A 25546-nucleotide genomic window follows, 5' to 3' on the forward strand; every position below is an offset into this window, starting at 1 on the left:
CTTGGAATGCACAAAAAGAGGCGATCCTCATTAAAGGATGCCCCTGATCTATAATTGTTATATATACGGGATTATACGAAGAGTTATGATGAAGTATGGCGGGTCAGGATACAGGGAACACCCTTGCCTAATGCCCCTTCAATTCTCATACGTGCAGCGTAATCCATGCCTCGTGTACATGGTGTCTTACATCTCTCGCATACATCCGATGTGACCAACTTCATGGATACACGTATTTTATCACTCTTTAATGCGGGAGCTTTCTTTCCTTTTGCTTTTGCCATCCCGGATTCCCCATTTCCCCAAGTGCTTACTGATGTAATGCATCATATGGGGATTCGCCCGGTTGTGTGTCTATTTAGAAAACGTATTTAAATAATAAAAATATGACAAGGAGGATACCTCCGAGAATGAGCCAGTTGCTGATTTCATACCAAATGCTCTTGCCTCCGGACAGGTATTTCTGTTCATTCTCCTGATGACGCTGACGGTGGGTATCGGTCTCAGAGCCATGGGGTGGTTTACTAAAATCCATCATAAGTACATTCCCCTTTCAGCAGTTTTGTGTAAACTTACTACCATTATAACCCACAATTGAGTGTGAAATTGATTTTTATGCATAAAACACCAAAAAAACCTCCGATTTCTCGGAGGCTTCTTATCAACAACAAATAGTATCAGTGATTACGCCAGTTCCACGTTAACATTCACGTTTCCTTTGATTCCTTTGGAATATGGGCAGTAGTCATGGGCAAGTTTCACAAACTTCTGTGCTGTCTCCTCATCCAGACCAAGAATTTTAACTTCCAAATCTACTTGAAGCTTCACGCCGTTATCCTCAGAGTCCGTCACCAGCATTACGGTTGCAGCTACGGTACTTCTTTCAATCTCAACTTTGTGTTTCTTCAATTGAAACTCCAGTGCGGAGTTAAAACAAGCACTATACCCTGCTGCAAACAACTGCTCCGGATTGGTAGCTGTCGTCACTTGTCCTCCGAGTTCAGGTGGTGCAGCAACATCCAACATAAACACGTTATCTGGGGATTGTACGATGCCTTGACGTCCACCTGTATTGATGACTGTTGTTTCATATAATGTTTTCATTTGTGAAAACTCCTTTAGTTGATTAGATTTATTTTGACTTAATTTTGACTTCTTTTGTATCGCTAACAATTACATTGTACACAATTTAATTGTGTATGTAAATACTTAATATAAAAAAATATAGTTTGAAACACGTTTGGAGAATAATTCATCTCTAACCCCGGACAGCCCAAACATAGAGTCAGAGCACTTTCTGAGTTGTTCGCTTGTATCCAATAAACTTGGCCTGACTTCATTCTCTAAATAAAAATGGTACCCAAACACTGCACTTCATTTTCAAAGTGTCCGTGTTTAGGTACCAAATTACTGCACGTATGTCTTTTATTGATCCATGCAGATAATCTATCTATTCTCGTCGTCATTCCAATACAAATCATGCACCTTGTTCATCTTCAGACATCTTCCCAGTTTGATTAATTACTCCAGATATCCACTTTCATCTGTGCACATTTGAAATACTTGGCCTCGGCCTTACTTGTAGTCAGTTTTAAAAGACATTGCAGTTCTCCATGTTGGAACACCCCACCGCTAAGGTCAGCAGCAACACCGCCATATTGATCATCCGCACCAAGCCATACGGACGGTCTCTCGAACCCAGCTGAGAACTGTAACCCTGTACAGAGCAGCACAGTGAGATTCTTACGGTTCTGTGCTTCATCTCCTGCTACGCCATGTGTGGTGAAGAACACCATGTTTTGATTAAAATCCGTGTACGTTCCATCTGCTTTATAGGCACGGACCATACCATACTTCTGATTTACGTTTTGAAAAAAGGTGATTCCGGCCTTGCTATCCTTCGATTTAATGCCAACTTGAACTGAGATTCCAATGTTCCCGTTTAATTGTAGCGCTTCCAAAGTGATTGCAATTGCTGTTACTTTCGAGCTATCAATCAGATGTTTCATTTTCAACTCTGCCGTGGCTCCTGCCGTTGTCGGTGTTGTAACGGTTATGGTCCCTCTGTCGGGCAAAGGCTCAAACGTAGGGTTGCCCACCACCTCCACCCAATCCGGTAACGTTCCGTAAAGAAAATCGGCCACAAGCTGTTTGTGGACCTTTCCAAAGGGCACGATCTGACCCGCTGCATCACGTATAACCATCTCTACACCCCCACCGAATAGGCTACACCGATATTATGATCGGTATTGTAATACACGTACACTACACCGTCCATAACGGACACCATCAAGGATTGCATGTTGGTCGTTTCCCAAGTCAATGCCGGAAAATATATATCTGTAGGTTTGTCCAGCAGTTGACGAAAGTCTGCGCTGATCTTGGCAATGGCAGGCCGAGCTACAGTCGTAACCCCACCGGAAGCATAAGCCGATAACATGCCCAGCCACCACATGCTCCCTTTGTACATAAATACACCAGCATTGGATCTCGAAATGTTTTCTCCCGCTGTTAAAGTTGCATCATTACCACCCATTAATGGTCTTGGATCAGCTAACCAGCTACGTCCGTCATGTGAATGCCAGATACATTTACGGCCAAAGTCACCACCGCCCATCACCGAGAAACCGATCCATTTGCCGCCATTTCTGAAACACGAGAAGTAACCGGTATGACCGTCACCTGGGAACCCGGGAGGTTTGTCCAAAATCAAACCTACTCTTGTCCAGTTAATCATGTCTACAGAGGTCGCAAGTGCCGTCGATTGATTGATCCCCAGTCCGTTTTGTTGATAATACATAAAGAACAATTGTTCTTCATCGTTCCAGATCACAAATGGAGTTTCCGTCGAATTCCCAACCACAGTATCGAGATACACCTGTCCGTGTTTGGTCCATGGTCCTGTCGGGCTGTTCGAGTAGGCTAGTCCAATTCCTCCGATGTGATTATGGTTGGTAGAATACGTAGCATAATAATCTGCTTTTGCATCAGGGATAAGCCCCTTTACTTTGATCGCCCGAAACCAATAGATCGATTGAAGGCCCGCCATTGCAGCGGTATACATAGGATTGTCCATTTTTTTATCAAATTGAGGCGTGTACATCCGTCTGGTTTCTGCATCGCAATAATCATAAGGCGAAACGGCCCTGTTTGCCTTCATCGCTGCGTCGAGTGCTGTCTGAGCAATATTTTCAGTCATAGACATGGGAACTCAACTCCTTTGTGAACAAGGTATTACCATTTACCGGTCGCGAATATAAAACATCCGAAGTGTCCTTTAATAGGATTGAAAAATCAACAACATTACCCTCATTCGCAGCCGGCTCCTGAATAATACAAATGATAGGACAAATTCTAGCATTATATGAATACGCTTTCATTTTGTTCATTCCTTTATTTCCTTTACAGTTGTAATCAGCAACTGTCCCTTTCATTGGTACGCCCGGATAATGTTGACCCTTCATATTAATCCCTCCTATTGTTTTCTCCCGATAAGTATATTCATGAAGTTGCCTTTGTGTTAAAGCATTATGCCCATCTTGCAGCCTATTATTCTAAGTCTGGTTTTCATATAAAACATAAACAGGCTAACCAATACAAATTGGCTAACCTGTTTGAACGAAGAAACTGCAAAACCAATTACTTATTACTCCGCAAAAAGTGAAGATATGGGATTCGCAACTTTTTTATTGGATTTCTCCTTGCCTTGGTTATCCAATACATAGTACTGGTAAAAGTCGTTAGTGAATCCGATAGACTCCTGTATTTTCAGCTTAAAAGCTTCAAGTGCCTCATCACTCAGATGATCCTCATTCCAGAAATAATGAAGCATCAATCGATTCTGGTTATAGGGATGTTTGATAACATATGCACCAGCCGCGAGAGGTTGATTCATGGAATTCTTCCAAGGAAAACCCGTCTGTTTCGTCCGGTCGATAATGTTGAATTTTAAAGCCTGCACCAACCCATTTGACTTGGCATTGCCAATGACAATAAGGTTGCTGTTGCCGATCTCTTTTTTCATCTTTTGCTTCAGTTCCTTGCGATCCCTTATAATGTCGTATTTCATACCAGTCATATCAAGGAATCCGGTCAACTGATTAACCATATCTTCCTGCTGTTTAGTTGCAAGCTTACTCACCTGATCGCTGAGCACAATGGTTAATTCCTCGCCTTGAAGGGCTTTGTCCATCAATCGATTCATCACTTCATAAGGCAGATTGGGAACCATACCCATGACAGCCTGATATTGCAGTTGTAACATGTCATGCACATAGGCGGCGGTCTCTTCCTGTGATAATTGGTATTCCGGCTTTAAGACAAAATCAGGCTGATATAGGGCCATCTGCATTTCTGAACGTATTTCTTTACCAAGCACATCTTCAATGGTTTGAAGCAGCCCCTCTACCGTTGCATTTTGGTACACGTAGCGTTTGAAATATGTCTTCATCAACTCGTCAAATTTCTCTTCACCGACGGAACGGTAAAGCTGATAGATCGCTTGTCGCCCCTTCTGATAATATACCAAACTTGCCAAATCCCCAGCTTCATCGTTTGTTGACGCAATCGCCATATCTACGGGCGCAGTATCAAACTGTATGGATCTGAACCCATTTAGCTTGTCTCCCTGTTTCTCGGCAAAATACACCATGGAGAAATCAGCAAAGCCTTCATCCAGGAAGGATTCTGTCTCCGAATTATTACCGATCAATGCATGGAACCACTGATGCGCTATTTCATGAACAAATGTTGTGTCTTCTTCTGGCACCGCACCTTCATGAATCTGTCCCATCTGGATGAGCCTCGCATACTCCACGGCAACGCCTTGTACATACGTCTCGACAATTCGGAACTCTGGATAGGGATACTTGCCATATTTCTCACTATAGAAATCGATGACCTTGAATGCCTGATTAATGTAGCGGTCAACTATCTTTCTCTTGGATGGATCATCGTTGTAATAATAGTATTCCACCGTCAGACCGTTACGAGTAACACTCTCCACTTGAAGGTTTGGGCTAGCAAAGAATACAAACTCCCTTGTGTTCTCGGCCACAGCAGAAACAACTTTACGACCATGTTCTGTACTGTTTTGAGTGGTGATCATGCCCGGCATAGCTACTTGATACTCATCAGGAACATTGAATTGAACTTCAAAGTCCGACGAGGTGTAATAATCGCTCTCGAATGTTTGACTATACGGTGCCTTATTCCACTGATGCTTAACCTCATCATATACAGACATCACCGGGAACCAGTGTGCACCATTGATCATGTCTTTGTAGTAGGAAACTCGCTGTGAGCCATAGGGTATATTCAACTGAAACTCCAGTTGGAATGATACCGATTCGCCTGGTTGTACGGGCTTCTTCAACTGCACGGTCAACGCTTGGTTTTCCTTATGGAAATCCAGCGGTTGGCTATCTGCGGTTACAGCCTGAATATCGATGCCACCCAGAAAGTCCTCTGCTGTCTTCTCCGGGTGATCTTCACTAATCTTCTCATTATGCTGTTGGTACATGCTCGCCTGTGTAGACTTGGAGAGGTTTGCATCAGCATATGTATGAAGGACCAGCTGCTGGAGTGCATCCTTGCTTGTGTTGCGATACGTTACCTTCTCGCTCCCCTGGATCGTCATGTCCTTCTCATTTAATCGAGCCTGGATCTGGTATTGAATCGGGGTCTGCTCTAAAGAGTCTTTAGGTGTGTTATATATCTTCGTAGATACAGGTGCTGGGCCTGCTTCCGCGGCAACAACCCCCATGTTGGCAAGTGGGCTTGCTGCCAGTATTAAAGCCAGTGTACCCGCGATCCCTACTCTGGCTAACTTTGATGTAAATGGGTTTGAATAATTCATAAGTTCTCTCCTTCTCCTGTTCTATGTTGACCTCAGAACCAAGTATAGAAGACGAACCTTACGCTGAATTTATGTTTTATTTAAGATTTGTTTAAAAAAGAGGAAGAAAACATGGCCAATGATTTTTTTCAACAAAAAACACCTACACATATTATTAGAGGTGGCCATAATGTTATATAAAAAAAACAACCCCTCTTGAGAAATAATTCTCAAAAGAAGTTGCCTTTCATTTTTCATATAGGACGAGTGGGGATCGAACCCACGACCCTTACCCTGTCAAGATAATGCTCTCCCGCTGAGCTATCGCCCTGTAATAAATTAAGGTACATCCATCACTACAATCTTTAGCGGAGCTAACAGATCATGATATATAATTGTTTCCCAATCAAGTAACAGTATCATATCAAGTAACCGTGTTCATTGTCAATGATTTATTTGGTTATAATTCACCTGAAATGGTGCACAATAAAGGAAAGATTACCATTTCTATAACGAGGTGAATTCCCTATGAGAAACATAAAAAAACGGTCAAAATCCAATAAATATACATTTACCAAATGCTTTTTTCTCTTTGCTGGGCTTATGATTCTCATTACAACCGTTACTGGTTGCGGCTTGGAGAGGGATGAACATACGGTTCAATTCCAACAGTTAAATCAACCCAATGAGAATGTTGAATCTCTATCCGTCTGGCTGGACGTATACTCCAAATCTGTAATTCAAGATGTGTATTCTCCACGAGGAAGCAGTGAAGTCTTGCCGTGAAGGTTAACAGGTGAATCACTCGTCTTCATCCCACTTGCGTGAGTATGCTTTCTTCGTAACGAAATACAACAGAGTAATCATTCCCGCCGACATTAGCAATGTAATTACCATGATGCCTGTCATGCCCATCACTACCCCCTCCTCTCCCAATATGTTCCAGACTTCACTATACAGGAAAAACATTTTTTTGTATAATTCAGTCTGATATGTCGCGCAAGAGCAGAAAGAAGGAATGGAATTGGCAGCTGAGATTAGTTATGTATCGACAGAGGAACAACTGGAGCAAGCCCTGGGAATTCGCCATCACGTTTTTGTGATCGAGCAACAGGTGCCTGCCGAGATTGAGATTGATCAATATGATGTCATCAGTCCGGATGTGCATCATGTATTGTTAAGTACGGATGGCCAAGCTGTAGCCACAGGACGTCTGATCTATTACAGCAAGGATACGGCCAAAATGCAGCGGATTGCGGTGCTTGAGTCTCATCGTTCATTCGGTTATGGACGTGTGCTTCTGCTCGCGATGGAGGAGCTGGCACGTGAACTCGGCTTATCCTATTCTGTACTGGATGCGCAATGTCAGGCACAGAAATTCTATGAAAAACTGGGTTATGAAGTGATTTCGGAAGAACCTTTTTATGATGCAGATATTCTGCATGTTCGTATGAGAAAGAGCCTGTAATACCTCGACGTTGGCTGGTCTTATCAGCATATGGTGCATACTTCCGATGAATTCGGATAGGCTAATCAGGTAAGCAGATTCCTATCTCGTCATATAAGGAGAGTGTGACATCATGGATCAAACAACACGCGAGAGTTTCACAGCCGTACAGAAAAATGGTGACGGTGACCTGACAGCCTTTCAGACTTCAGCAGGACGTGTACTGGATTATCAGCAGGCACTTGCAGAAGTAAAGGCTGGCGCTATTGCCGGTGTGAATGTATTTAAAGGCAAGGATGGCGAAATGTACATTCGCGGCGATGCCGACGGTGACCCAACCAACAACCTGGATCAACTTCCCCATTTCTAAAATAGATGCACATGTCGTACATGTGACACCATAAGCGCCGATCCGGTTACCCGGGTTGGCGTTTTCTAATTATGATTAGTAGTCCGTAAAATATTTTACGGAATCACCGGAAGGTTGGCTTTTGCGAATCGGCTGTTGTACCTGTTCCCATGCCTGCAAAATCTGTATCCCTTCCAGAGTAGACCGGTTCTCCCAGGCAATGTGCCCGGTGCGTTCAAGCTCCAGCAATGACTCATGAATGTAAGCTCTGCTTCGTCCCGTCTTGTTCTCCAGTTCATCCATACGCGGCAGCCTGCGCCGTTGTCCTGCATAGTTCACCATAATACGCAAAATCTTGCGTTCAAAGTCGTTCAGCATACTTTACCTCCCCATTAAGGTCCTTAACAGGACGCCATGCCAGTATACCTTGCTCCAGAAAGGTTCGGGGTGAGCCTTCTTTTCCCGCTGATGCTCTAATCATCCCGCCACGTACACTGTTAATTCGAATCTGTCGCTGCGTAATCTGCCCTGCACGATCCATGTAGACAAGCTCCACCATCTGGCCAATATATTTCCCTAGCATAATCATCCCTCCGATAAGAACGTTTGTTTGTACTTCATATTATATGCGAACATAAGTTCTTTATTCAATAGTAAAAAAAGGATTTTGTAAAATAAAAAAACCAGACTTTCACCTTAATGATTAAGGCAGTCTGGTTTCTCTAATAATGCTGCTCATATAACTACGTGACTTGTAATGACTAAGTTCAGTAACGGATCAGTGTCGATCCGATTCCGAAAATTGTACTTTCTTTAATTGCTGTGTAGATGGATTAAAATCGACATTCACATAAACTGCAAATTGCTTGCCGTCTTTAGCACGAACCCATAGCTTGAACTGTTCCCGTGATTGATCCGCTGTTAGAGAGGTACGACCGATATGCTTATAGTCCAGAATATCCACATTATACTTGGTCTGTGTTTCTTTGACCGCAATAATTCCCCACTTCGCATAATCAGGGATGGCGGCGCCTGTGCCTGATGTAATTCCCGCTAAACTCAGAACTACCGACATGACGGTAACGATGAGCATTCTCATTTCACTCACTCCTTGGGACAATATGTTTCTGTTATATTGCCCGTCCGGGTTTCATTTTACACGAATAAACGAAAGATCCAGGCCAGTGGCCGTAGGGAAAAAGGAACTACATGAACAAGTCGGTCAAACGAATCAGGAGGCTCCGTCCGGAAACTCATTCCCCAGTCACCCGAGAGAACGTGTTGTTGAGTCTGTGGTTCCTGAGGACGATCAAATCCGTATTTCTTTTCAAGTAACTGCCGTGTTTCTTCATCCACCTGAACTTCGTTTGTAACGACATATGCTGTGGCAGGCTCGCTGCTTATGTACATCTGAATCATTAGAAACATTACAATCCCAACTTTTTGTATCCAACGCTTGTTCATCTCTTACTCCTTTATGGATTCATGACTCTCTTCTCTTGTACGTGAAGACTCGTTTGAATGTTTGATTATACATAAATTTGACCGTATTGGAAATAACAAATGGGAGAAGAGTTGGGGCATGCGTTATGCGATGCTTAAGTCCCATTTGGTTGATTTTTTGTTTAAAAAACCCAACAGACGTGTAATAGGCCATGACAGAGTGACTTCACGATTTGAAACCCTACACGATCTGCAATACCAATTTGAGGAGGTTACACCCGAATGTTCAAACGCTTGGATGAAATCCTAATTGAGATTCCCAATGTCGAGAAGCCAGATCCGAATGCTGCGGCAGCCATACAAGAATTACTCGGCGGCAAATTCGGAGAAATGTCAACGTTGAACAACTACCTCTATCAATCGTTTAATTTTCGATCCAAAGAAAAGTTGAAGCCCTTTTATGACCTGGTCATGAGTATTACGGCCGAAGAATTGGGTCATGTTGAGCTCGTGTCTCATGGCATTAACAAGTGCCTCAGAGGTTCAACCGAGTACAGAGAACCCGACGATACACCGCTTGGTTTCGTGAAAGATGCTCGTCTGTCGTATCACTATCTGGCAGGTGCACAAGGCGCAATGCCTTTTGACTCTATGGGTAATCCCTGGACGGGAGCAAACGTCTTCAACAGTGGCAACTTGGTCGAGGACCTGCTGCATAACTTCTTCCTAGAATGTGGCGCCCGTACCCATAAAATGAAAGTGTATGAAATGACGGATCATCCGGCCGCCCGGGAAGTGGTTGGTTACCTGCTTGTTCGCGGTGGTGTGCATGTGGTTGCTTATGCAAAGGCGCTTGAGATTGCAACTGGCGTAAATGTGACCAAGCTGGTTCCTATTCCTTCACTGAACAACAAAGCCTTCAACGAGGCTCGCAAATATGAAGAAAAAGGGGTACACACCAAGCTGTACACCTATAGTGATAAAGACTTCAACACGATCGGCCAGATCTGGAAAGGAACTCACCCCGAAGATGGACAACCTCTTGAAGTCATCCAAGGGATACCTGAAGGATTCCCGATTCCGGAAGCTCCTACGGTCGAGGAGGAGTTCGCACCAGGTATATCGCAAGAAGACTTTAAGGAAATTGCACGTCGTCTGAAAATGGCTGGGAATATTGCGGATTAAGGAACAATTGGTTTAACAGATTCTTTCCCTATATATAAATTGTTAACTCTATGTTTAAGTGAAGCCCTCGAACCCTGCTGCTGAATGCAGAGAAGGTTCGAGGGCTTTGTTATAATAAATTTATGATACCATTTTATGGTGCATAATGAGTATATTGTGTGCACGTCATTTTCTGAGAATTTAGCTGTAAAAGTAAACCGGATCTCTGCTCACATCGTTAAACTTAGTTAAACTCCAACACCGATTCATTCCGCTGACTCATGACTTCAATCAGCATGTTGGCTCCCAGACGAAATCCTTGTGCAAACGCTGCTTCCGTATGCATGCCCTCACATCTGCCACATAAATCAAATAACTGTTCAAGCTCAAGAAATTCTTTCTCGCTCAATCGATTCTTCCATTGCTCTGTCAGAGCTGCAATCTGCCGCCCTAACGCTTGGTATTCAGGATGTGTCGGCATCATCATCTCATCCGGTCGAAGTCGTCCATTATATAATGCTTCTAATATCGAATTCATGTGCATCCTCCTGTATATCAATTCGCACCTCACTTGAATGAACGTTCTGCACATGGTAGGATATTTATGCAGTCGCTCATTCAAGTGATTGTGGGTTAGGAAGTAGCGCTGTTCTTCGAGGGACGAACGCTGCTTCCTTTTTCTATTTTTGGAGCTCGTCGTAAATCATCTCAATCCCTTTGCGAACGATGTCTGATCGATTCGTATTCAGCTTCTCAGCCGAAATATCGAGCTTGTTCATAATTTCCTCGTCAACACGTATCTCAATCGTTCTGCTTTTGGGTTTGTCAGATTTAGGCCGCCCCATCTTTTTGGTGGACATTGCTTCACCTCTTTTTTTGTCCTGACAACAACATATTATTGCCAGGACAAAAAGTCAATGTGTTTGTAAAACATACGTTCGTTTTTGTGACAGCAGATTCATAGATAAATGTATAGTCTGTAATTCGTTTGAAAGATAAAAAACAACCTTGAACGGCTAGGCGCTCAAGGTTGTTAGAGTACTATTATTGAGTAACCATTAAGATTCAGGAGACACGCAAACAAGTACGAAGAAGAATTTGGTGTTTTAGCATTTTCATCACTACGTATTCAATATATTTATCTCGAAAACCGTTTTCACTTTTCCATTGACTTTCCATATCTCACCAAGACATGCCAGAGTAATTTTAACTCTTGTAGAACTTCTTTGTAGGTTCCTCTATCACTCCAATGGCTTGGATTTTGTTTCAATTCCATAGCTGCAGAACCAATGATATTTGCATCAATAAAATCACTTTTTGCAATTCTTTTGGCTAGTGAAGGCATCGAAGGACCTCGAAAATCCATTGGAACGTCATCAACCAATAGTGTAAAGCCCATGTGCCAGTGGAGATCAATTGAATATTTTAAACATATCTGCTCTAAGATTTGTCCTGTAGGTGTGCCTTTAAATGATGGGTCGGCAACAAGCATCTTGACATCTTTTTCAAGGGAAATATCACCATGAACCTGAGCTTCGATATAATGGTCCAGATTTCGGTTTGGCTCTTGGTTTGATGGATTTTGGAATGGTTTCTCAAGATTGACGAGTATATGGTCGATTAACTTTTGAACCGTTAGATTTCTTTCACCAATGGCAAAATCACTATAGAATACATCCCTCATGAGAGCAGCCAAAACAAGGTCAAATTCCTCATACGTTCCCTTTTCCTCGGGGTCTTGGTGGGAATCCAAATATGTATACGTGCAACGTTGAGAGACCTCAGTGGATAAAAGGAAGTAACATGATCCAAAACGTGGAGCAGGTCCATCGGGATGTAACATGACATTGAGTGCCCCATACTTGGGACGTTCGCTATTGGTTGAGCCATTTATTTGGTACGCTCCGCCAAACATTTTATTCTCCCAAACGTCACGTTCACCGCCTGAAAATGCGGATACACTTCCATTCGATAAGAAAGTTTCAAACTGACTTTTATAAACCCCCTGCTCAAGTAGTGCCTCAGCCACGCTTTTCATATTCGGATCTAATCGATCTGGGTGAAAGTGTAACGCGATACTTGCATGAGATTTTAGTTTATTGATAGCTTTTTCAAATGTCTTCAGCTCGATGTTGGACATACGAAGGATTTCTCTAATGGTTTGCTCCGCCTCATTTTTGTGGCTTCTTGCATAATTGGTTACATGCTCTTGAGCTAATTGCTGAGACCTTGATAATTCCATGGGCAGAAGATTCCTTTCCATTTTTATAGAATCATAATACATGATGGACAGTGAGGGAACTTACAGGCGTTTCAAAAATCATGATAGCTTGCTTGCAATGAATCTAATCCACATCATCTCTTTCAATTCGAATCATATTCATGTGCAACACGGTTCCTCCACCATCATAAAGCTATGAACCCCTTATTCTCCGCCTTGTGTCTTAACTTTCTCCTCATCCTTCACGGTCACATGAACTACTTGCCCTTCATTCGCTGTCATCGCATCTCGAATAAGAAGGGTCCATGTCCCTGAATCTGCATCAAACCGCTTGTCCTCAATGACTGGAACACGGATGTTCTCTGCACCAGGTGAAAGAAGTCCGCTACGAATCGCATCCGCATCCGTCATATGCGCACCATCCGGTGCCACTGGACAAGATACCGCTATCTTTTCTGCTCTGGCCTGCCCAGGATAGGGTTCATTTTCCGGGCCTCCATCCGTCCAGACTTTAACATAGGAACCGATCTGTGGATCAGGCGCATTGGAGAACCATTTTGCTGGATAATACCGACTGTTTCCTCCATTGGAACTGTAATCTTCAAATACGGGATCAACAACAAGAATGGAATCGTCTTTACGTTCAACCACATAACCAGAGAAGCCCTTTTCTGTCGGTAAATTTGCAATAGTTTGTGCTGACTTGCATTCGTTTGATCCGGCACATCCCGTAAGACCTAGTATCCAGATCGAGAGCATTGTACAAACGATACGAAGATTAGACACCTCTTAGTTCCCCCTCTAACAGCGTTCACTTTCTACTTCTTATTGCTGACGTCCCAGATCAGCTTATTGTTGCATAACAATGGAGCCAACTTTGAGTGTTAGATTTACAAATACACCCAAAAGTCCTCTTGTTTTCTCTTGATACAAAACGTATCATTTATATTGGTAATATAATTAATGAGGGGGAAACCATGTATGATCCAAAGTCCAAAAGGGGTAATTCAATCATTCATGCTATGTATTTTTACTATCTTACTTTACATTACATATGCTGAAACATCTCATGCTGCTGGTCCAGTGGCGTCACCTTCCAATTACGAGGACGATATCAACCTACCGGCTGTTGTTTATGGAAAAATTACGGATAGAGTAGGAAATGTGGTCCCCCACGCCAATGTTGAATATGAACTCAATCATCTAGGAGAAATAACGAAATATAGTACAGTAGCAGATGAGAACGGAAATTACCATATTGAGGCTGTTGTACGAGATTCTACAGATATGTATTTGTACGTCAGTGCAGATGGTTTCATCACCTACATTTCATATAATAAATACGATACCTTCACGCTAAGACCTGGTGATGAGGTGAAACATGACATCCAGTTATATGAGCCTTCCACAATCATAGGCACGGTAAAAGACCAGACTGGCCAGCCCATCGCTGGCGCTAAAATTCAAGTTACAAGTATCCCATACCTGATCGAGACAGATGAAAATGGCAGATATACCGTAACGGGAATTGATTACGATTATAGTGCAAACATTGCAATGTGGGTTGATAGTGACAACTATGTTCCCTACGTGGAAGATCGTATATACATCCGAGCAGGTGAAACGATCCAAATCGACGTAGTGTTAGAAGAGGCCGCACATGTAAGGGGACAGGTGGTTGATGAAAACGGGGTACCCATGCCTGGAGTTAGAATAAGTGGTAATCCTACAAGAACAACGACTGATGCTCAAGGATACTTCATTCTCAGACGTACTATGGCAGGTTCAGTCGCACTAGCCGCAGACTTTACAGGGTATCCAAGACACATAGTATTAGTAGATTTGGTCCCAGGAGACCATAACACAGTTAATTTTGTTCTTAAAAAGAATCCATGAACCTTGGGTTCTTTTACAATAACCTTAGCATAACCTCTGAGTAGTCTTGCATGGTCATCTATCGTATTTGTAAAACTGAATTTCCAGTATGTACTCATAAACTAACCCAAAGACTCATGATGAATTCTCTATACGAATTCGGTCATGAGCCTTTCCTTATGTCCAAGCATGCAGATGTGACCATCGTAAACAGGTTATTAAACCATTCACTTCTTTATATCCCTTTTGTACACGTACCTTCCCCATACCACCAAAGCCGCACACAACAAGATCACACAATAAGCCCATACAAAAAACATGGCAAGCCCTAACCCGATGTTGGCATCCAGGCGCTTATCAAAGATCTCTGTGTATAGCGAAAAACCGAGTGGCACGGCGCCAACAATGAAAAGTCCAATGGACCATCCACCCCAGCGTTGAAAACCGGACCCCGCACGAGTACTGGAAAGTTTGCGAATCCCTTGAGCCAGTAGCCACCAAATCAGAATAAATAATAGACAGGTTATAAGAATTTTCACCATATCGTTCAACTGCATATCATGTACCTCCTACATCTTGCAAGATGATGAACATATCCTACACGTTAAGCGTTCTCTTTACTATATTACCCGTTTACATATCCATGATCACAGGCAGGCAACAACGTTGCACCTCAGACTAACACCCTAATCATAAAAAAGAAAATAACGCCACCGTCCTGACTCCTTCCAAGTCAAGAACGATGGCGTTACTTCTCATATTTACATTGTTACATCCACATCGAATAGGTTTACGCGCCAAACTGCGCATAGTGAAGGCGGCTGTACACCCCACCTGCTGCGAGTAATTCTTCATGACGTCCCTGCTCCGTAATGCCTTGTTCGGCAACGACAATAATGCGGTCTGCATTTTTGATCGTAGCCAATCGGTGGGCGATAACCAGGGTGGTCCGGCCCTCGGACAACTCAGCCAGCGATTGTTGAATGGCTGCTTCCGTTTCTGTATCCAGCGCGGATGTGGCTTCGTCCAGGATCAGAATTGGTGGGTTTTTCAGGAACATACGGGCTATGGACAAGCGTTGTTTCTGTCCACCGGAAAGCTTCACGCCGCGTTCACCAATTAACGTATCCAGCCCTTCCGGCATCGATTGAATCAAAGGTTCCATCTGTGCACGTCTGGCAGCCATCCAGATTTCTTCTTCAGATGCATCCAGCTTGCCATAGGCAATATTCTCGCGAATGGTTCCATCGAAGAGGAATACATCCTGTTGTACAATACCGATCTGACTGCGCAAAGAGTCCAGCGTCATGTCCTGTATCTCTTGACCATCAATCGTGATGCGACCTTCCAGCACATCATAGAATCGTGGCAGCAGACTGCACAGCGTTGTTTTCCCTGCACCCGATGGACCGACGAGGGCCACGGTTTCCCCTGCATGCACATTAAGATCTATACCTTTGAGCACAGGCTCCTGATCCGAATAACCAAAGGTCACTTGCTCATAACGGATATCTCCACGCAAATGGGATACCGTAACGGCTCCTGGACGATCTTCCACATCCGGTTCCATATCAAGCAACTCCGTATAACGTTTGAAGCCTGCAATCCCTTTTGGATACGTCTCAATAACCGAGTTGATCTTCTGGATCGGTGTCAGGAACACATTGGACAACATAATAAATGCAATGAACTGACCGTAGGTCATACTGCCTTGAATGACAAACCAAGTTCCGCATACCAGGACAAAGAGGGATACCAGCTTCATCAGCATATAACTGACAGAGGAGTTCCAGGCCATGATTTTGTATGCGATTAGTTTGGTCTGACGGAAACGACCGTTGTTCACAGCAAATTGTGCTTTTTCATGCTCTTCATTAGCAAAAGCCTGAACAACACGGATACCTGTAATATTGTTCTCTACACGAGCGTTGAAGTCCGCAATATCTCCGAACATTCGACTGAATGCCTTGGACATTTTGCTACCAAAGTAGAGCGACAGATAGATAATCAGCGGCACGATGATAAAGGTTAACACCGCCAGATTTCCGTTAATGCTCATCATGATGCTGAATGCACCAATCAGTGTCATGACCGCAATAAATACATCCTCTGGACCATGATGGGCAATCTCACCGATATCCATCAGATCGTTAGTCATGCGGGACACAAGATGTCCTGTTTTTGTATTATCGAAGAAACGGAACGATAACTTCTGCACATGATTAAACAGACTTTTACGCATATCCGTCTCAATGTTAATCCCCAGCTTGTGTCCCCAATAGGTAACCACGAAGTTCAGGAATGAATTCAATAAGTAGATGCCAAGCAATGCCAGACACGCCCATAGAATCCAGTCCCAGCGGCCGCCTGGCAGCAGATCATCGACTACCCGGTTGACCGCTAGTGGAAAAGCCAGCTCCAGCAGGGCGACTAAAATCGCACAACTGAAGTCAAGAATAAAGAGCTTTTTGTAAGGCCTGTAATAGGCAAAGAAACGGCGAAGCATGGACTGAAGTCCTCCTTATGCAATCACACAATGATGATTACGTTCTATTTCGTCTTGCTTAAGAGGTACAGGAAGTATGGCGCACCAATAATGGCAACCAGGATCCCCGCAGGAATCTCCGAAGGCTGCAGGATGACACGACCCAGCGTATCTGCAACCAGTACGAGCAATGAACCGATCAGTGCAGATGCGGGTAAAAGGAATTGATGTTTTGGACCCACCAGACGACGTGCCAAATGCGGTCCGATTAGACCCACAAAACCGATCCCCCCACTCACAGATACACATGAGCCGGCAAGTCCTACAGCAGCCGCAAGCAAAATCAGTCGCTCACGCTCAACCGGAGTCCCGAGTCCGCTTGCCGTCTGGTCCCCCAGATTCAGTACGTTCAATACACGTGCCTTATACAGAACTAGCGGGACAAGAATAATAAGAAACGGTAGCAATGCCGTTACAAATTTCCAGTTCGAACCCCAGATGCTGCCTGCCATCCAGGTAGCTACAAATTGATACTTTTCCGGACTAAGCCGTAACGTAAGCACGATCATGGCAGAACTGATTCCCGCCGCTACCCCGATCCCTGTAAGCAACATACGCGTAGGCAGGATACCCTCTCCTTTTTTGTAAGAGAGAATGTAGATCAGAAATGCAGCAAAACCGGAACCGATCAGGGCCAGAATTGGCAAAAGAAATACCGGCGCTGCTGTCGTTGTCGGGAAAAAGGAAACAAATAACATGACGACCAGACCAGCACCTGCGTTAATCCCGAGGATCCCCGGATCTGCCAACGCATTCCGAGATACGCCCTGCAAAATACAACCAGATAACGCAAGTCCGGCCCCGACCAGCACCGAAATCACAATACGTGGCAGACGGAATTCAAACAGGATCAATTCCTGTTTCGCCGTGCCTCCACCAAACAGGGTTCGCATCACCTCAAGCGGCGAAAGCTTGGTAAAACCTGTGTTCATGCTCACCACAAAAGCCGTAATAATTAATAGGGCAAGCACAATGAGAACAATCGTACTCTTGGTTCTCTTCTTGCGCTCTGCTCCAACTATTGTTGAGGATTCCATCGTTACAGAGTCCTCCTTTCTTTACGCGCCAGATACAGGAAGAATGGTACCCCGATGAGGGCAACCAATGCGCCAATTGGCGTCTCGTACGGCGGGTTAATCATACGTGCAGCCAGATCCGCAAATACAAGCAGCAAACTGCCCATCACAGCGGAACATGGAATAATCCAGCGATAATCGACCCCAACCAGCTTCCGCGTAAGATGGGGAATGATGAGTCCAACAAAACCGACCGCACCCACCACGGACACAGCGGTACCCGCAAGAATCAGTACAACAATCAGGCCTATGAGCTTGATCAGCCCAGTACGTTGCCCCAAGCCTACCGCAATATCTTCTCCGAGACTAAGCAGAGTAATGGAACGGGAGATGAGAAGACCTGCGATCAGTGCCGCGAGTACCCAGGGGAACATGACCTCAAGTTGAGACCACTTCGTTCCGGCTACACCACCGGCCGTCCAGAAAGCCAGATCTTGTCCAATTCTGAAATACAATGCAATCCCTTCACTGAGTGCCGACAACATCGCTGATACAGCCGCACCTGCAAGTACAAGGCGTAGTGGTGTAAGACCCGATTTGGAAGCTGCACCAAAACCATACACCAACAGGACACCAAGCCCTGCCCCAAGGAAGGAATACATGATGATATACATAAATGGCAATCCAGGGAAGAAGGCAAAACAAACTGCAAGCGCAAATCCAGCTCCCGCATTTAACCCAAGCAGACCTGAATCGGCCAGCGGGTTACGAGTCATGCCCTGCATGATCGCCCCAGCTACAGCGAAACATGCACCTACCATTGCTCCCCCAAGAATACGTGGTAACCGAATCTCCCATATGATCTGATGGGGAGTCAGCTCAGGATTGAAATCAAAGATAGCCTTCCAGACTACACTAAGCTTAATATCAGCAGCGCCAAATGAAATGGACAACGCCATACCCAGAGCGAGTAGCAAAACTCCCCCTGTAAGAATAAGTGTCGCTGCCCACGGACGAGTGTGTATCTTCGCTGTGGGTGAATCCGGATTATGTTTTTCTGGTGAAGCTTGTGAATTCATACGCGCCCACCCTCGTTATGAGTGGAGCTGCTCAAACCTATGTACATAACAATCACCTCTCTATAATACCGAACTTTAATGATATTGATTCTCATTCCCATAGACCATTGTAAGTGAATCCACGGGCTCTGGCAATGGACAAATAGGACATGTTTATTGCATATATGAAGATTTGCACACAATTTCACACGCAAAAAGGCTGCGCAAGAGCCAAAAAGCTCGAACACAGCCTTATCATTGCCTATGTAGAACATGTAAAATACAGACTCATTTAACGGGCATGTACCGTAAGTAAGGATGCCAGGACATCCGGAACATCGGTAATGATTCCTTGCACACCCATGTCAATCATGGCCTGCATCTCGGCAGGATCATTCACCGTAAATGGATAGGTAACAATGCCATGTGCCAGTGCAGCAGCAACATCTTCTTGTGTGACTGCCAGCTTGTAGGGATGAAGGCCAGAAGCTTCGAGTTTGGCGGCATAATCATAGGGACGATACAGCTTTTCCATATATAGAAGTGCTGTACGAATCTCCGGGGCAAGACGTTTACATCTCACGAGCGAAGCATGATTGAAGCTGGACAGCACGACCTGTTGCTCCAGATTCCAGTCCCGGATCGCTTGTATGAGCTTCTCTTCCATCCCCTTATAACTCACAATACCATTTTTCAACTCCAGATTAAGCAGTGTTCCTTTCCCCTGTACCAGCTTGAATAACTCCTCCAGAGAAGGAATACGTTCCCCGGTAAAATCAACATGGAACCAAGACCCGGCATCCCGTGTGCGCAATTGATCGTAAGTCGTATCCTTAACCCAACCTTCTACGCCGCCAGTTCGGCTTAACGTCTCATCATGAATCAGTACCAGCCTGCCATCACTCGTCATCTGCACATCGGTTTCAATACCTGTTGCTCCAAGCTCCAGACTTCGTTCAAAAGCGCTCATCGTATTCTCCGGGCATACGGCAGATGCACCACGGTGGGCAATAATCTCCATTTTCCTCATTCCAGCGCCTCCTGAGTTCAAGCTTCACTCTATGATCCTTACTATAAACACCGTTTGTTAGACCTGTATTAACAGAGCGTATAATGGGTTGCCTGTTCCGCTGATACTAGCGACCGGGTTCAACATCTAACGGGCTGGGGATTCACTCATTTTTGCGAACTCAATCTGAAAATCGACATAACATAGTATGAACGATGGAAGCACTGAACTCCGTTATAAGGAGGTTGACTATTGAATCCCTCAAAGAAAAAATCGATACCTACGCGTCCTCACACATCCCAGTTACAGTCGGCTTCCAGGCTTTCCAGATCATCTGTCCATATCAAAAACAAATCCGGCAAGACGGCTAATCAGCGTTCTCTTAACTCCAGTTCACCCAACACACTGGATCAGCTGGCTATTGTTGCAGCAATACTCTCCTTAATTGCAGCCGCCATCGGGCTATATATCGCCTGGAAATCGTTAAGTAATCCGGATCAAACTGCTGTTGTGGTGTAAGCTGCTTGTTGCGCAGCTAATGGCTCAGGAGGCTCTCTCCTGCTTCTGACCTTATTCAGGGGCAGGTTTTTGCTTTTTCAATTATTTACGTATGCTGGAAACGTCAAAAAACCGTTCCCCTGAAACGCCGGCATATACCAGCGTCTCTTTGGAAAGGTCATTTTTTATTCGGGCGCTGCCTCTGCAGCGTGATCCCCGTCCCGGGATACTGACCGAATTACAGAATGAATGTGCGAGAGATAATAACCAACAGAATGAACAATACCAGAATTGCACCTGTTGATGTCCATGCTCCACCACCGAAGCCTCCGCAATATCCGTAACCTGTACCTTTGAGTTCGCTCATCAATGACACTCCCCTCTTCATCGAAGTACACTATAGACTATGTCCGATAGCGTAACTTGCTTGGGCAGATCGAAAATTCTCCCGAGGAACGAGTGGGTACAGGCCCGTCTTCTTATACACTCATTTCCCGTTGAGTTGTGACCACTTCTGAGTCAGCTCTGCAGGAATATAGGATGACATTTGTTTGATCAGTTCAGCCGGATCAGCTTCCAGACTCCACAGGCTGAGATGGGAGGTGTTGGAGAATCCTTCCTGTACGCTGTGTTCTACCATCTTCATCAGCGGTCCATAATATCCGTTGACATTCAATAAACCGACAGGCTTACGATGAATACCGATCTGTGCCCAGCACAGTACCTCGAATAGTTCTTCAAATGTACCCATGCCTCCGGGAAGTGCAATGAATCCATCGGATAATTCAGCCATCGTAGCCTTCCGTTCATGCATGGTTCCCACTTCAATCAGTTGTGTGAGCCCTCCGTGAACAACCTCGCCCCGGAACAATCCGGTAGGCATAACCCCGATTACCTCTCCCCCTTGCTCAAGAGCAGCATCGGCTACTGCACCCATCAAGCCCATGCAAGAACCACCATAGACCAGTGCATAACCACTATCAGCAATCTGTTTGCCCAGTTGGACAGCCTTCTCTGTATAATCGGGGTGATTTCCCGGATTGGAGCCTGCAAAAACAGCTATACGTTTCATTGGGTCTCACTCCTTCTCATGATCTTTTTAGATTGAACTAAAGAATATTTACACTTGCCACTTCGATGACAGAACAACCTTCCGATCGCTGTTATCCCCAGATTTTTTGATTCAATTTTACAAAGGTGAAAATCTGTTGATAAAGGCGAACGCTTCGCTTCTTCAGGTTATTTCTGCCCTCTACGTTCTCGTGTAAATGTTTAGTTCAATTTTCTATTTTAATAGTATACAACAGGAATGTTATGGGTATGTACAACAGGTTAACAGAACCAATGGACAAAAAAAAACCGACCGTTTGCAGCCGGTCGGGCTCCCATTTCAATACACATCAATTTAGAAGGGGTTGTTACTACCTAATATACAGACCAAACATTAAATCCGTATGATCTTTGCATGAAATGAATATTAAATCTTCGTATAACTAACGTATCCCACGGCGTGAACGTACGACAAACATATGCTTGTCTTTACGAAGAACCCGACCATCTGCAAGTTCAACCTGATCCTCGTCATGACGCAGAATCGTCGTGGATAACGCTACAATTTTGGCCCGGCGCCAAATCATAACCTGCGACTTGAAATAGATCGCATTTTCGAACTGAATCGCCTTTTTCATCACATATCCAACCTTGTGCACTTCAGAACGTGCTTTCTTTAAGGGAAGACTCTCTTCGGGAAGAGGTCTGATCATTGCGATATTGTCAAACGATACCTTAATCCGTTTCGGTCCGATCCGCACACATTCCGCTTCTTCATCCCACTCAACCAGCGTTCCCTTCAATGGCTCCCGTATGCCTGTTGCACGATATACCGCTACTTTTCGTCCTATCCAATGTCGCAATGTTCTCACCTCCATCTGTCTAGTTTTCAGGTATCTTCCAATCAATCGGTTCAATACCTTTGGAGGTCAAGAAATCATTGGCTTTGGAAAAGGGACGACTGCCGAGGAATCCACGATGCGCAGCCAGCGGACTGGGATGTGTAGACTCCAGCACCAGATGCTTGTCCCTGTTAATAAATGCACCTTTCTTCTGGGCATGACTGCCCCACAGCATATATACCATCGGCTCTGAACGTTCATTCAGCGCGCGAATGACAGCATCCGTAAATGTCTGCCACCCTAGTGCCTGATGAGAGTTAGGCTGACCTTCACGGACCGTCAGAACAGCATTTAATAGCAGGACTCCCTGCTGTGCCCAATGAACCAGAGATCCATGATTCGGAATTGGCAAGTCCAGATCCGCCTGAAGTTCCTTATATATATTTTTCAGAGAAGGCGGTACACGTACCCCCGGTCTAACCGAAAAACTTAATCCATGAGCTTGTCCCGCTCCGTGATAAGGGTCCTGACCAATAATAACAGCCTTAACCTGATGATATGGCGTCAGCTTCAATGCGGAGAACAGGTCTTCTTTGGGCGGAAAGACCGTCTGTGTTTTGTACTCAGCGGCGAGAGTGTAACGAATCTTGTTAAAATATTCGGCTTCCGTCTCTTCCTGAAGCACCTTGTCCCAATCGTTTCCAAACATATGTATAGGCTCCTTTCCCCTGGTGAATGCAGTTTCGTTCAGCCCAACTACTGGGCTCTTCCTTCTGAGAGCCGCATGTCATGCAACTCATAGACTATCCACCATTTTAACATAACCGGGGACAGCAGACCAGAATTGCGCATCAGGTATAAGTCCACCTCAAAAAAAATCGTATTTTTGCTACACTCAGTATACTTATACAAAAAAGTCACCTCGCTATTGCGTGGTGACTTGATGACTTTATACTTGTACGGGTACCTCTTCGACTTCTTTCACAAGCACACTGCTGATTCTCCGTAATCCTTCCTGAAGAACAGAACGGGGACAAGCCAGATTCAACCGAATACAACCCTCACCATTGGCTACAAACATATGACCATCTTCGAGCAATACACCCGCTTGCTCAGCGAAGAATAAAGGTAAACTTACATTTTGTGGAGCATATGCCGAGATATCGATCCAGGCCAGATACGTGGCTTCCGGGATGTGAAAAACAGCCCGTGGCAGATGTTGCTTCACATACTGTTCTACGCAGGCGAAATTGGCGTCTAGATACCCTTTTAATTGTTTCAGCCATTCATCACCCGTTTCGTAAGCCGCTTGAGTGGCAGCGATGCTCAGTGGGTTTTTGAAACCATAATGGCGTGCCTGCCAGATGTCTCGAAGTACCTTATTCGGAATGATGACATTGGAGAACATCAGACCAGCCATGTTAAATGTTTTGCTCGGGGACATACATGTAATGATTCGATCCGTATCCGGGAACAGCTTTGCAAGTGGCGTATGTCTTTCTCCAGTCCGCAGCAGATCACAGTGAATTTCATCTGAAATGACCCATACATTGTTCCGCAGGCAGATCTCACCCACACGTTGTAACTCTTCCGTTGTCCAGACGCGTCCAGACGGATTATGGGGGTTACAGAAAATACATACCCTTACCTTTTCGTCCTTGGCCTTGGCTTCAAAATCCTCAAAATCAATCGAGTAACGCCCCTGCTCGTTGATCATATCCGAACATACCAGTTCAAGATTGTTATGCTCCGTAGCTGACTTGAAGAAACCATAAGACGGGGTCACGATCAGTACTTTCTCATCCGATTGACAGATATATTCCACCAATTCATATAAAGCGGGAATGATCCCGTTCGAGGTCTCCAAATGTTCCTTCGGGAAGGACCAGTCATAGTATCTCTTCATCCAATTCGAGACAGCTTCATAGTATGCCGGATCAAACACCTGGGAGTAACCCATAATTCTACGGTCCAGACGCTCCTTAACTGCATCCAGAATCTCGGGAGGTGTGGCAAATTCCATATCTGCAATCCACATGCGAATAAATTCTTCATCCTTGAATGGAAAAGTCATATCTTCTGACGCGTTAAAAATATATTGACGGAAACCATCCGTATTCATGGCATTTGAACCTGTGCGGTCTATAATCTCATCAAAGTTATATTTCATAGCTTCTGCTCCTCTATCTGCTTTACTTTTCATTGTCGTTTCATGTCGTATTACACCTATTATTTCATGACGCAGGAATTGCATCAAATTCAATACAATCTATTCTGACGAAACAAATGAAGTTTATTGTTTCTCCAAAATAGGTATTTCCGTGAAAAAGTGATATATTTCTCATATAACATCATTTTTATGAATGACTTTCATCATTTTCACGTACTCTCAAGAAACATTGGCATAAGGAGAACCGGTTATGAACAATATCAATCAGGAAGTTGGCAAGAAAATACGAAACTTTCGGAAGTGGCGGGGGCTGACCATTCAACAGCTTGCGGATCAGATCTTCAAGAGCAAAGGTACGCTATCCAAATATGAGAGCGGAGATATTACACTTGATCTCGTCACGTTACATCATATTGCGAACGCGCTCAACATTCAGGTGGAGCAACTCTTGTACCAAGAACCAAGGCATGCATCTCCCCTGATGAATGCGGTCCCGTCCAGCTTTTTCAAGAACTCCACACGTTTCTATTCCTACTTCTATGACGGGCGTAACAACAGTCTCATTCGTTGTGTCATTGACATGATGGCTCAATCGGATGCCAACCGTTATCGCACCGTGATGTATATGAATGTGAAGGATTTTGAGAACTACCAGGAGTGCGAGAATATGTATTGGGGCCACACCGAGCATTATGATACACTCACCACGCTGATTTTGAAAAATCAGGCCACGCCGCTGGAGAACCTATATATTAATATTCTGGCATCTTTTCAGGAATCGGAGAAAAAATGGGGACTGATGGCTGGTGTCTCTTTCAGACCTTTCATGCCTATCGCGCTCAAAATGTTATTCTCCAGAACCCCGCTGCCCGAGAATCAGGAGTTATATAATGAATTAAAAATCTCAAAGGAAGATCTGCGGACCCTGAAAATATACAACATGCTCGCTGTCACCTGAACAATGCAGCGTGTCACACATTCTCATATCATATGGATGGAGACAGTCCCTCCCCATTAGAAAAG

The 25546-nt window shown here is 44.5% G+C and carries 32 protein-coding genes and 1 tRNA gene; 7 read left to right on the plus strand and 26 right to left on the minus strand.

The window, feature by feature from the left end:
* Positions 1 to 83: 83 nt before the first annotated feature.
* The 8 genes from MHI12_RS20500 to MHI12_RS20535 all read right to left on the minus strand — a co-directional run bounded on the left by MHI12_RS20500 (position 84) and on the right by MHI12_RS20535 (position 6167).
* Positions 84 to 284, minus strand: coding sequence for a hypothetical protein (locus tag MHI12_RS20500; RefSeq protein WP_074095792.1), 201 nt, complete (start codon positions 282 to 284; stop codon positions 84 to 86).
* 74 nt (positions 285 to 358) lie between these two features.
* Positions 359 to 538 carry a hypothetical protein gene (locus MHI12_RS20505; protein ID WP_017687398.1) on the minus strand — a complete coding sequence of 60 codons (180 nt, stop codon included), beginning with the start codon at positions 536 to 538 and terminating at the stop codon, positions 359 to 361.
* A 146-nt stretch (positions 539 to 684) separates the two neighbouring features.
* Entirely contained in the window at positions 685 to 1104 is a 420-nt protein-coding gene (locus MHI12_RS20510) for an organic hydroperoxide resistance protein (RefSeq protein ID WP_017687397.1), read from the minus strand.
* 413 nt (positions 1105 to 1517) lie between these two features.
* The gene (locus MHI12_RS20515) at positions 1518 to 2204 is read right to left on the minus strand and encodes a hypothetical protein (protein WP_405170175.1); all 687 of its coding nucleotides are present in this window, start codon (positions 2202 to 2204) and stop codon (positions 1518 to 1520) included.
* A gap of 2 nt (positions 2205 to 2206) precedes the next feature.
* Positions 2207 to 3205 carry a hypothetical protein gene (locus tag MHI12_RS20520; protein WP_405170176.1) on the minus strand — a complete coding sequence of 333 codons (999 nt, stop codon included), beginning with the start codon at positions 3203 to 3205 and terminating at the stop codon, positions 2207 to 2209.
* The gene (locus MHI12_RS20525) at positions 3192 to 3464 is read right to left on the minus strand and encodes a hypothetical protein (RefSeq protein ID WP_405170177.1); all 273 of its coding nucleotides are present in this window, start codon (positions 3462 to 3464) and stop codon (positions 3192 to 3194) included. The genes MHI12_RS20520 and MHI12_RS20525 overlap by 14 nt, the downstream gene beginning before the upstream one ends.
* Before the next feature lie 182 nt (positions 3465 to 3646).
* Complete coding sequence (locus MHI12_RS20530) at positions 3647 to 5857, minus strand: M1 family metallopeptidase (RefSeq protein WP_405170178.1); 2211 nt, start codon at positions 5855 to 5857, stop codon at positions 3647 to 3649.
* Positions 5858 to 6095: 238 nt separating this feature from the next.
* Positions 6096 to 6167 (minus strand) — tRNA-Val (locus MHI12_RS20535).
* Positions 6168 to 6364: 197 nt separating this feature from the next.
* Here MHI12_RS20535 and MHI12_RS20540 point away from each other — a divergent pair.
* From MHI12_RS20540 to MHI12_RS20550, 3 genes are all read left to right on the plus strand, one after another.
* Complete coding sequence (locus MHI12_RS20540) at positions 6365 to 6622, plus strand: hypothetical protein (RefSeq protein ID WP_405170179.1); 258 nt, start codon at positions 6365 to 6367, stop codon at positions 6620 to 6622.
* Between the two features lie 238 nt (positions 6623 to 6860).
* A complete protein-coding gene (locus MHI12_RS20545; RefSeq protein ID WP_036614958.1) occupies positions 6861 to 7304 on the plus strand; it encodes a GNAT family N-acetyltransferase in 444 nt (147 codons plus the stop codon).
* 112 nt (positions 7305 to 7416) lie between these two features.
* Entirely contained in the window at positions 7417 to 7653 is a 237-nt protein-coding gene (locus MHI12_RS20550; protein WP_017687389.1) for a DUF3892 domain-containing protein, read from the plus strand.
* 75 nt (positions 7654 to 7728) lie between these two features.
* Here MHI12_RS20550 and MHI12_RS20555 read toward each other — a convergent pair whose 3' ends face one another.
* The 4 genes from MHI12_RS20555 to MHI12_RS20570 form a co-directional block, all read right to left on the minus strand.
* Complete coding sequence (locus tag MHI12_RS20555; RefSeq protein ID WP_047843713.1) at positions 7729 to 8010, minus strand: hypothetical protein; 282 nt, start codon at positions 8008 to 8010, stop codon at positions 7729 to 7731.
* Positions 7994 to 8215 carry a hypothetical protein gene (locus MHI12_RS20560; protein ID WP_076328059.1) on the minus strand — a complete coding sequence of 74 codons (222 nt, stop codon included), beginning with the start codon at positions 8213 to 8215 and terminating at the stop codon, positions 7994 to 7996. The genes MHI12_RS20555 and MHI12_RS20560 overlap by 17 nt, the downstream gene beginning before the upstream one ends.
* 195 nt (positions 8216 to 8410) lie before the next feature.
* Positions 8411 to 8731 (minus strand): DUF3889 domain-containing protein, encoded by a 321-nt coding sequence (locus MHI12_RS20565; protein ID WP_036614744.1) that lies wholly within the window; start codon positions 8729 to 8731, stop codon positions 8411 to 8413.
* Between the two features lie 56 nt (positions 8732 to 8787).
* Entirely contained in the window at positions 8788 to 9096 is a 309-nt protein-coding gene (locus MHI12_RS20570) for a hypothetical protein (RefSeq protein WP_405170180.1), read from the minus strand.
* A 261-nt stretch (positions 9097 to 9357) separates the two neighbouring features.
* Between MHI12_RS20570 and MHI12_RS20575 the strand changes: the two genes are divergently transcribed.
* Entirely contained in the window at positions 9358 to 10260 is a 903-nt protein-coding gene (locus MHI12_RS20575; protein WP_405170181.1) for a manganese catalase family protein, read from the plus strand.
* A 223-nt stretch (positions 10261 to 10483) separates the two neighbouring features.
* On the opposite strand, the gene MHI12_RS20580 is transcribed toward MHI12_RS20575, so the two are convergent.
* The 4 genes from MHI12_RS20580 to MHI12_RS20595 all read right to left on the minus strand — a co-directional run bounded on the left by MHI12_RS20580 (position 10484) and on the right by MHI12_RS20595 (position 13246).
* Complete coding sequence (locus MHI12_RS20580; protein WP_405170182.1) at positions 10484 to 10777, minus strand: DUF6809 family protein; 294 nt, start codon at positions 10775 to 10777, stop codon at positions 10484 to 10486.
* Between the two features lie 142 nt (positions 10778 to 10919).
* A complete protein-coding gene (locus tag MHI12_RS20585) occupies positions 10920 to 11099 on the minus strand; it encodes a ribbon-helix-helix domain-containing protein (RefSeq protein ID WP_405170183.1) in 180 nt (59 codons plus the stop codon).
* Between the two features lie 296 nt (positions 11100 to 11395).
* A complete protein-coding gene (locus tag MHI12_RS20590) occupies positions 11396 to 12481 on the minus strand; it encodes a DUF3626 domain-containing protein (protein WP_405170184.1) in 1086 nt (361 codons plus the stop codon).
* A 183-nt stretch (positions 12482 to 12664) separates the two neighbouring features.
* A complete protein-coding gene (locus MHI12_RS20595) occupies positions 12665 to 13246 on the minus strand; it encodes a DUF3221 domain-containing protein (RefSeq protein ID WP_405170185.1) in 582 nt (193 codons plus the stop codon).
* A gap of 195 nt (positions 13247 to 13441) precedes the next feature.
* Here MHI12_RS20595 and MHI12_RS20600 point away from each other — a divergent pair, with 195 nt between their 5' ends.
* On the plus strand, positions 13442 to 14356 hold the full coding sequence (locus MHI12_RS20600) for a carboxypeptidase-like regulatory domain-containing protein (protein WP_340905953.1): 915 nt from the start codon (positions 13442 to 13444) through the stop codon (positions 14354 to 14356).
* 206 nt (positions 14357 to 14562) lie between these two features.
* Here MHI12_RS20600 and MHI12_RS20605 read toward each other — a convergent pair whose 3' ends face one another.
* From MHI12_RS20605 to MHI12_RS20625, 5 genes are all read right to left on the minus strand, one after another.
* Positions 14563 to 14892, minus strand: a complete 330-nt coding sequence (locus MHI12_RS20605) for a hypothetical protein (protein WP_405170186.1) — start codon at positions 14890 to 14892, stop codon at positions 14563 to 14565.
* A gap of 233 nt (positions 14893 to 15125) precedes the next feature.
* On the minus strand, positions 15126 to 16841 hold the full coding sequence (locus MHI12_RS20610) for an ABC transporter ATP-binding protein (protein WP_076328068.1): 1716 nt from the start codon (positions 16839 to 16841) through the stop codon (positions 15126 to 15128).
* A gap of 44 nt (positions 16842 to 16885) precedes the next feature.
* A complete protein-coding gene (locus MHI12_RS20615; RefSeq protein WP_074095819.1) occupies positions 16886 to 17917 on the minus strand; it encodes an iron ABC transporter permease in 1032 nt (343 codons plus the stop codon).
* A gap of 2 nt (positions 17918 to 17919) precedes the next feature.
* Entirely contained in the window at positions 17920 to 18975 is a 1056-nt protein-coding gene (locus MHI12_RS20620; protein WP_074095820.1) for an iron ABC transporter permease, read from the minus strand.
* 271 nt (positions 18976 to 19246) lie between these two features.
* Positions 19247 to 19984: a glycerophosphodiester phosphodiesterase gene (locus tag MHI12_RS20625; protein WP_405170187.1), complete on the minus strand. Its 738-nt coding sequence runs from the start codon at positions 19982 to 19984 to the stop codon at positions 19247 to 19249.
* A 231-nt stretch (positions 19985 to 20215) separates the two neighbouring features.
* Here MHI12_RS20625 and MHI12_RS20630 point away from each other — a divergent pair, with 231 nt between their 5' ends.
* Positions 20216 to 20482 (plus strand): hypothetical protein, encoded by a 267-nt coding sequence (locus MHI12_RS20630; RefSeq protein WP_036614763.1) that lies wholly within the window; start codon positions 20216 to 20218, stop codon positions 20480 to 20482.
* A gap of 217 nt (positions 20483 to 20699) precedes the next feature.
* Here MHI12_RS20630 and MHI12_RS20635 read toward each other — a convergent pair whose 3' ends face one another.
* The 5 genes from MHI12_RS20635 to MHI12_RS20655 all read right to left on the minus strand — a co-directional run bounded on the left by MHI12_RS20635 (position 20700) and on the right by MHI12_RS20655 (position 24523).
* Complete coding sequence (locus MHI12_RS20635) at positions 20700 to 20828, minus strand: hypothetical protein (RefSeq protein ID WP_255319930.1); 129 nt, start codon at positions 20826 to 20828, stop codon at positions 20700 to 20702.
* A gap of 120 nt (positions 20829 to 20948) precedes the next feature.
* Positions 20949 to 21533 carry a TIGR00730 family Rossman fold protein gene (locus MHI12_RS20640; protein WP_017687370.1) on the minus strand — a complete coding sequence of 195 codons (585 nt, stop codon included), beginning with the start codon at positions 21531 to 21533 and terminating at the stop codon, positions 20949 to 20951.
* 421 nt (positions 21534 to 21954) lie between these two features.
* Complete coding sequence (locus MHI12_RS20645; RefSeq protein ID WP_017687369.1) at positions 21955 to 22374, minus strand: hypothetical protein; 420 nt, start codon at positions 22372 to 22374, stop codon at positions 21955 to 21957.
* A gap of 19 nt (positions 22375 to 22393) precedes the next feature.
* Positions 22394 to 23062: a uracil-DNA glycosylase gene (gene ung, locus MHI12_RS20650; RefSeq protein WP_047843722.1), complete on the minus strand. Its 669-nt coding sequence runs from the start codon at positions 23060 to 23062 to the stop codon at positions 22394 to 22396.
* A 240-nt stretch (positions 23063 to 23302) separates the two neighbouring features.
* Positions 23303 to 24523 carry a MalY/PatB family protein gene (locus tag MHI12_RS20655; RefSeq protein ID WP_405170188.1) on the minus strand — a complete coding sequence of 407 codons (1221 nt, stop codon included), beginning with the start codon at positions 24521 to 24523 and terminating at the stop codon, positions 23303 to 23305.
* 250 nt (positions 24524 to 24773) lie between these two features.
* On the opposite strand from MHI12_RS20655, the gene MHI12_RS20660 reads away from it, so the two are divergent.
* Complete coding sequence (locus MHI12_RS20660; protein WP_017687366.1) at positions 24774 to 25481, plus strand: helix-turn-helix domain-containing protein; 708 nt, start codon at positions 24774 to 24776, stop codon at positions 25479 to 25481.
* Positions 25482 to 25546 lie beyond the last annotated feature (65 nt).

Origin of the sequence: Paenibacillus sp. FSL H8-0280 (assembly GCF_045040665.1) — a bacterium.
GTDB lineage: Bacteria > Bacillota > Bacilli > Paenibacillales > Paenibacillaceae > Paenibacillus > Paenibacillus xylanexedens_A.

Coding starts and splice junctions, on each gene's coding strand:
- MHI12_RS20500 (WP_074095792.1), bottom strand. CDS start 284: ATGGCAAAAGCAAAAGGAAAGAAAGCTCCCGCATTAAAGAGTGATAAA.
- MHI12_RS20505 (WP_017687398.1), bottom strand. CDS start 538: ATGATGGATTTTAGTAAACCACCCCATGGCTCTGAGACCGATACCCAC.
- MHI12_RS20510 (WP_017687397.1), bottom strand. CDS start 1,104: ATGAAAACATTATATGAAACAACAGTCATCAATACAGGTGGACGTCAA.
- MHI12_RS20515 (WP_405170175.1), bottom strand. CDS start 2,204: ATGGTTATACGTGATGCAGCGGGTCAGATCGTGCCCTTTGGAAAGGTC.
- MHI12_RS20520 (WP_405170176.1), bottom strand. CDS start 3,205: ATGTCTATGACTGAAAATATTGCTCAGACAGCACTCGACGCAGCGATG.
- MHI12_RS20525 (WP_405170177.1), bottom strand. CDS start 3,464: ATGAAGGGTCAACATTATCCGGGCGTACCAATGAAAGGGACAGTTGCT.
- MHI12_RS20530 (WP_405170178.1), bottom strand. CDS start 5,857: ATGAATTATTCAAACCCATTTACATCAAAGTTAGCCAGAGTAGGGATC.
- MHI12_RS20540 (WP_405170179.1), top strand. CDS start 6,365: ATGAGAAACATAAAAAAACGGTCAAAATCCAATAAATATACATTTACC.
- MHI12_RS20550 (WP_017687389.1), top strand. CDS start 7,417: ATGGATCAAACAACACGCGAGAGTTTCACAGCCGTACAGAAAAATGGT.
- MHI12_RS20555 (WP_047843713.1), bottom strand. CDS start 8,010: ATGCTGAACGACTTTGAACGCAAGATTTTGCGTATTATGGTGAACTAT.
- MHI12_RS20560 (WP_076328059.1), bottom strand. CDS start 8,215: ATGCTAGGGAAATATATTGGCCAGATGGTGGAGCTTGTCTACATGGAT.
- MHI12_RS20565 (WP_036614744.1), bottom strand. CDS start 8,731: ATGAGAATGCTCATCGTTACCGTCATGTCGGTAGTTCTGAGTTTAGCG.
- MHI12_RS20570 (WP_405170180.1), bottom strand. CDS start 9,096: ATGAACAAGCGTTGGATACAAAAAGTTGGGATTGTAATGTTTCTAATG.
- MHI12_RS20575 (WP_405170181.1), top strand. CDS start 9,358: ATGTTCAAACGCTTGGATGAAATCCTAATTGAGATTCCCAATGTCGAG.
- MHI12_RS20580 (WP_405170182.1), bottom strand. CDS start 10,777: ATGAATTCGATATTAGAAGCATTATATAATGGACGACTTCGACCGGAT.
- MHI12_RS20585 (WP_405170183.1), bottom strand. CDS start 11,099: ATGTCCACCAAAAAGATGGGGCGGCCTAAATCTGACAAACCCAAAAGC.
- MHI12_RS20590 (WP_405170184.1), bottom strand. CDS start 12,481: ATGGAATTATCAAGGTCTCAGCAATTAGCTCAAGAGCATGTAACCAAT.
- MHI12_RS20600 (WP_340905953.1), top strand. CDS start 13,442: ATGATCCAAAGTCCAAAAGGGGTAATTCAATCATTCATGCTATGTATT.
- MHI12_RS20605 (WP_405170186.1), bottom strand. CDS start 14,892: ATGCAGTTGAACGATATGGTGAAAATTCTTATAACCTGTCTATTATTT.
- MHI12_RS20610 (WP_076328068.1), bottom strand. CDS start 16,841: ATGCTTCGCCGTTTCTTTGCCTATTACAGGCCTTACAAAAAGCTCTTT.
- MHI12_RS20615 (WP_074095819.1), bottom strand. CDS start 17,917: ATGGAATCCTCAACAATAGTTGGAGCAGAGCGCAAGAAGAGAACCAAG.
- MHI12_RS20620 (WP_074095820.1), bottom strand. CDS start 18,975: ATGAATTCACAAGCTTCACCAGAAAAACATAATCCGGATTCACCCACA.
- MHI12_RS20625 (WP_405170187.1), bottom strand. CDS start 19,984: ATGAGGAAAATGGAGATTATTGCCCACCGTGGTGCATCTGCCGTATGC.
- MHI12_RS20635 (WP_255319930.1), bottom strand. CDS start 20,828: ATGAGCGAACTCAAAGGTACAGGTTACGGATATTGCGGAGGCTTCGGT.
- MHI12_RS20640 (WP_017687370.1), bottom strand. CDS start 21,533: ATGAAACGTATAGCTGTTTTTGCAGGCTCCAATCCGGGAAATCACCCC.
- ung (WP_047843722.1), bottom strand. CDS start 23,062: ATGTTTGGAAACGATTGGGACAAGGTGCTTCAGGAAGAGACGGAAGCC.
- MHI12_RS20655 (WP_405170188.1), bottom strand. CDS start 24,523: ATGAAATATAACTTTGATGAGATTATAGACCGCACAGGTTCAAATGCC.
- MHI12_RS20660 (WP_017687366.1), top strand. CDS start 24,774: ATGAACAATATCAATCAGGAAGTTGGCAAGAAAATACGAAACTTTCGG.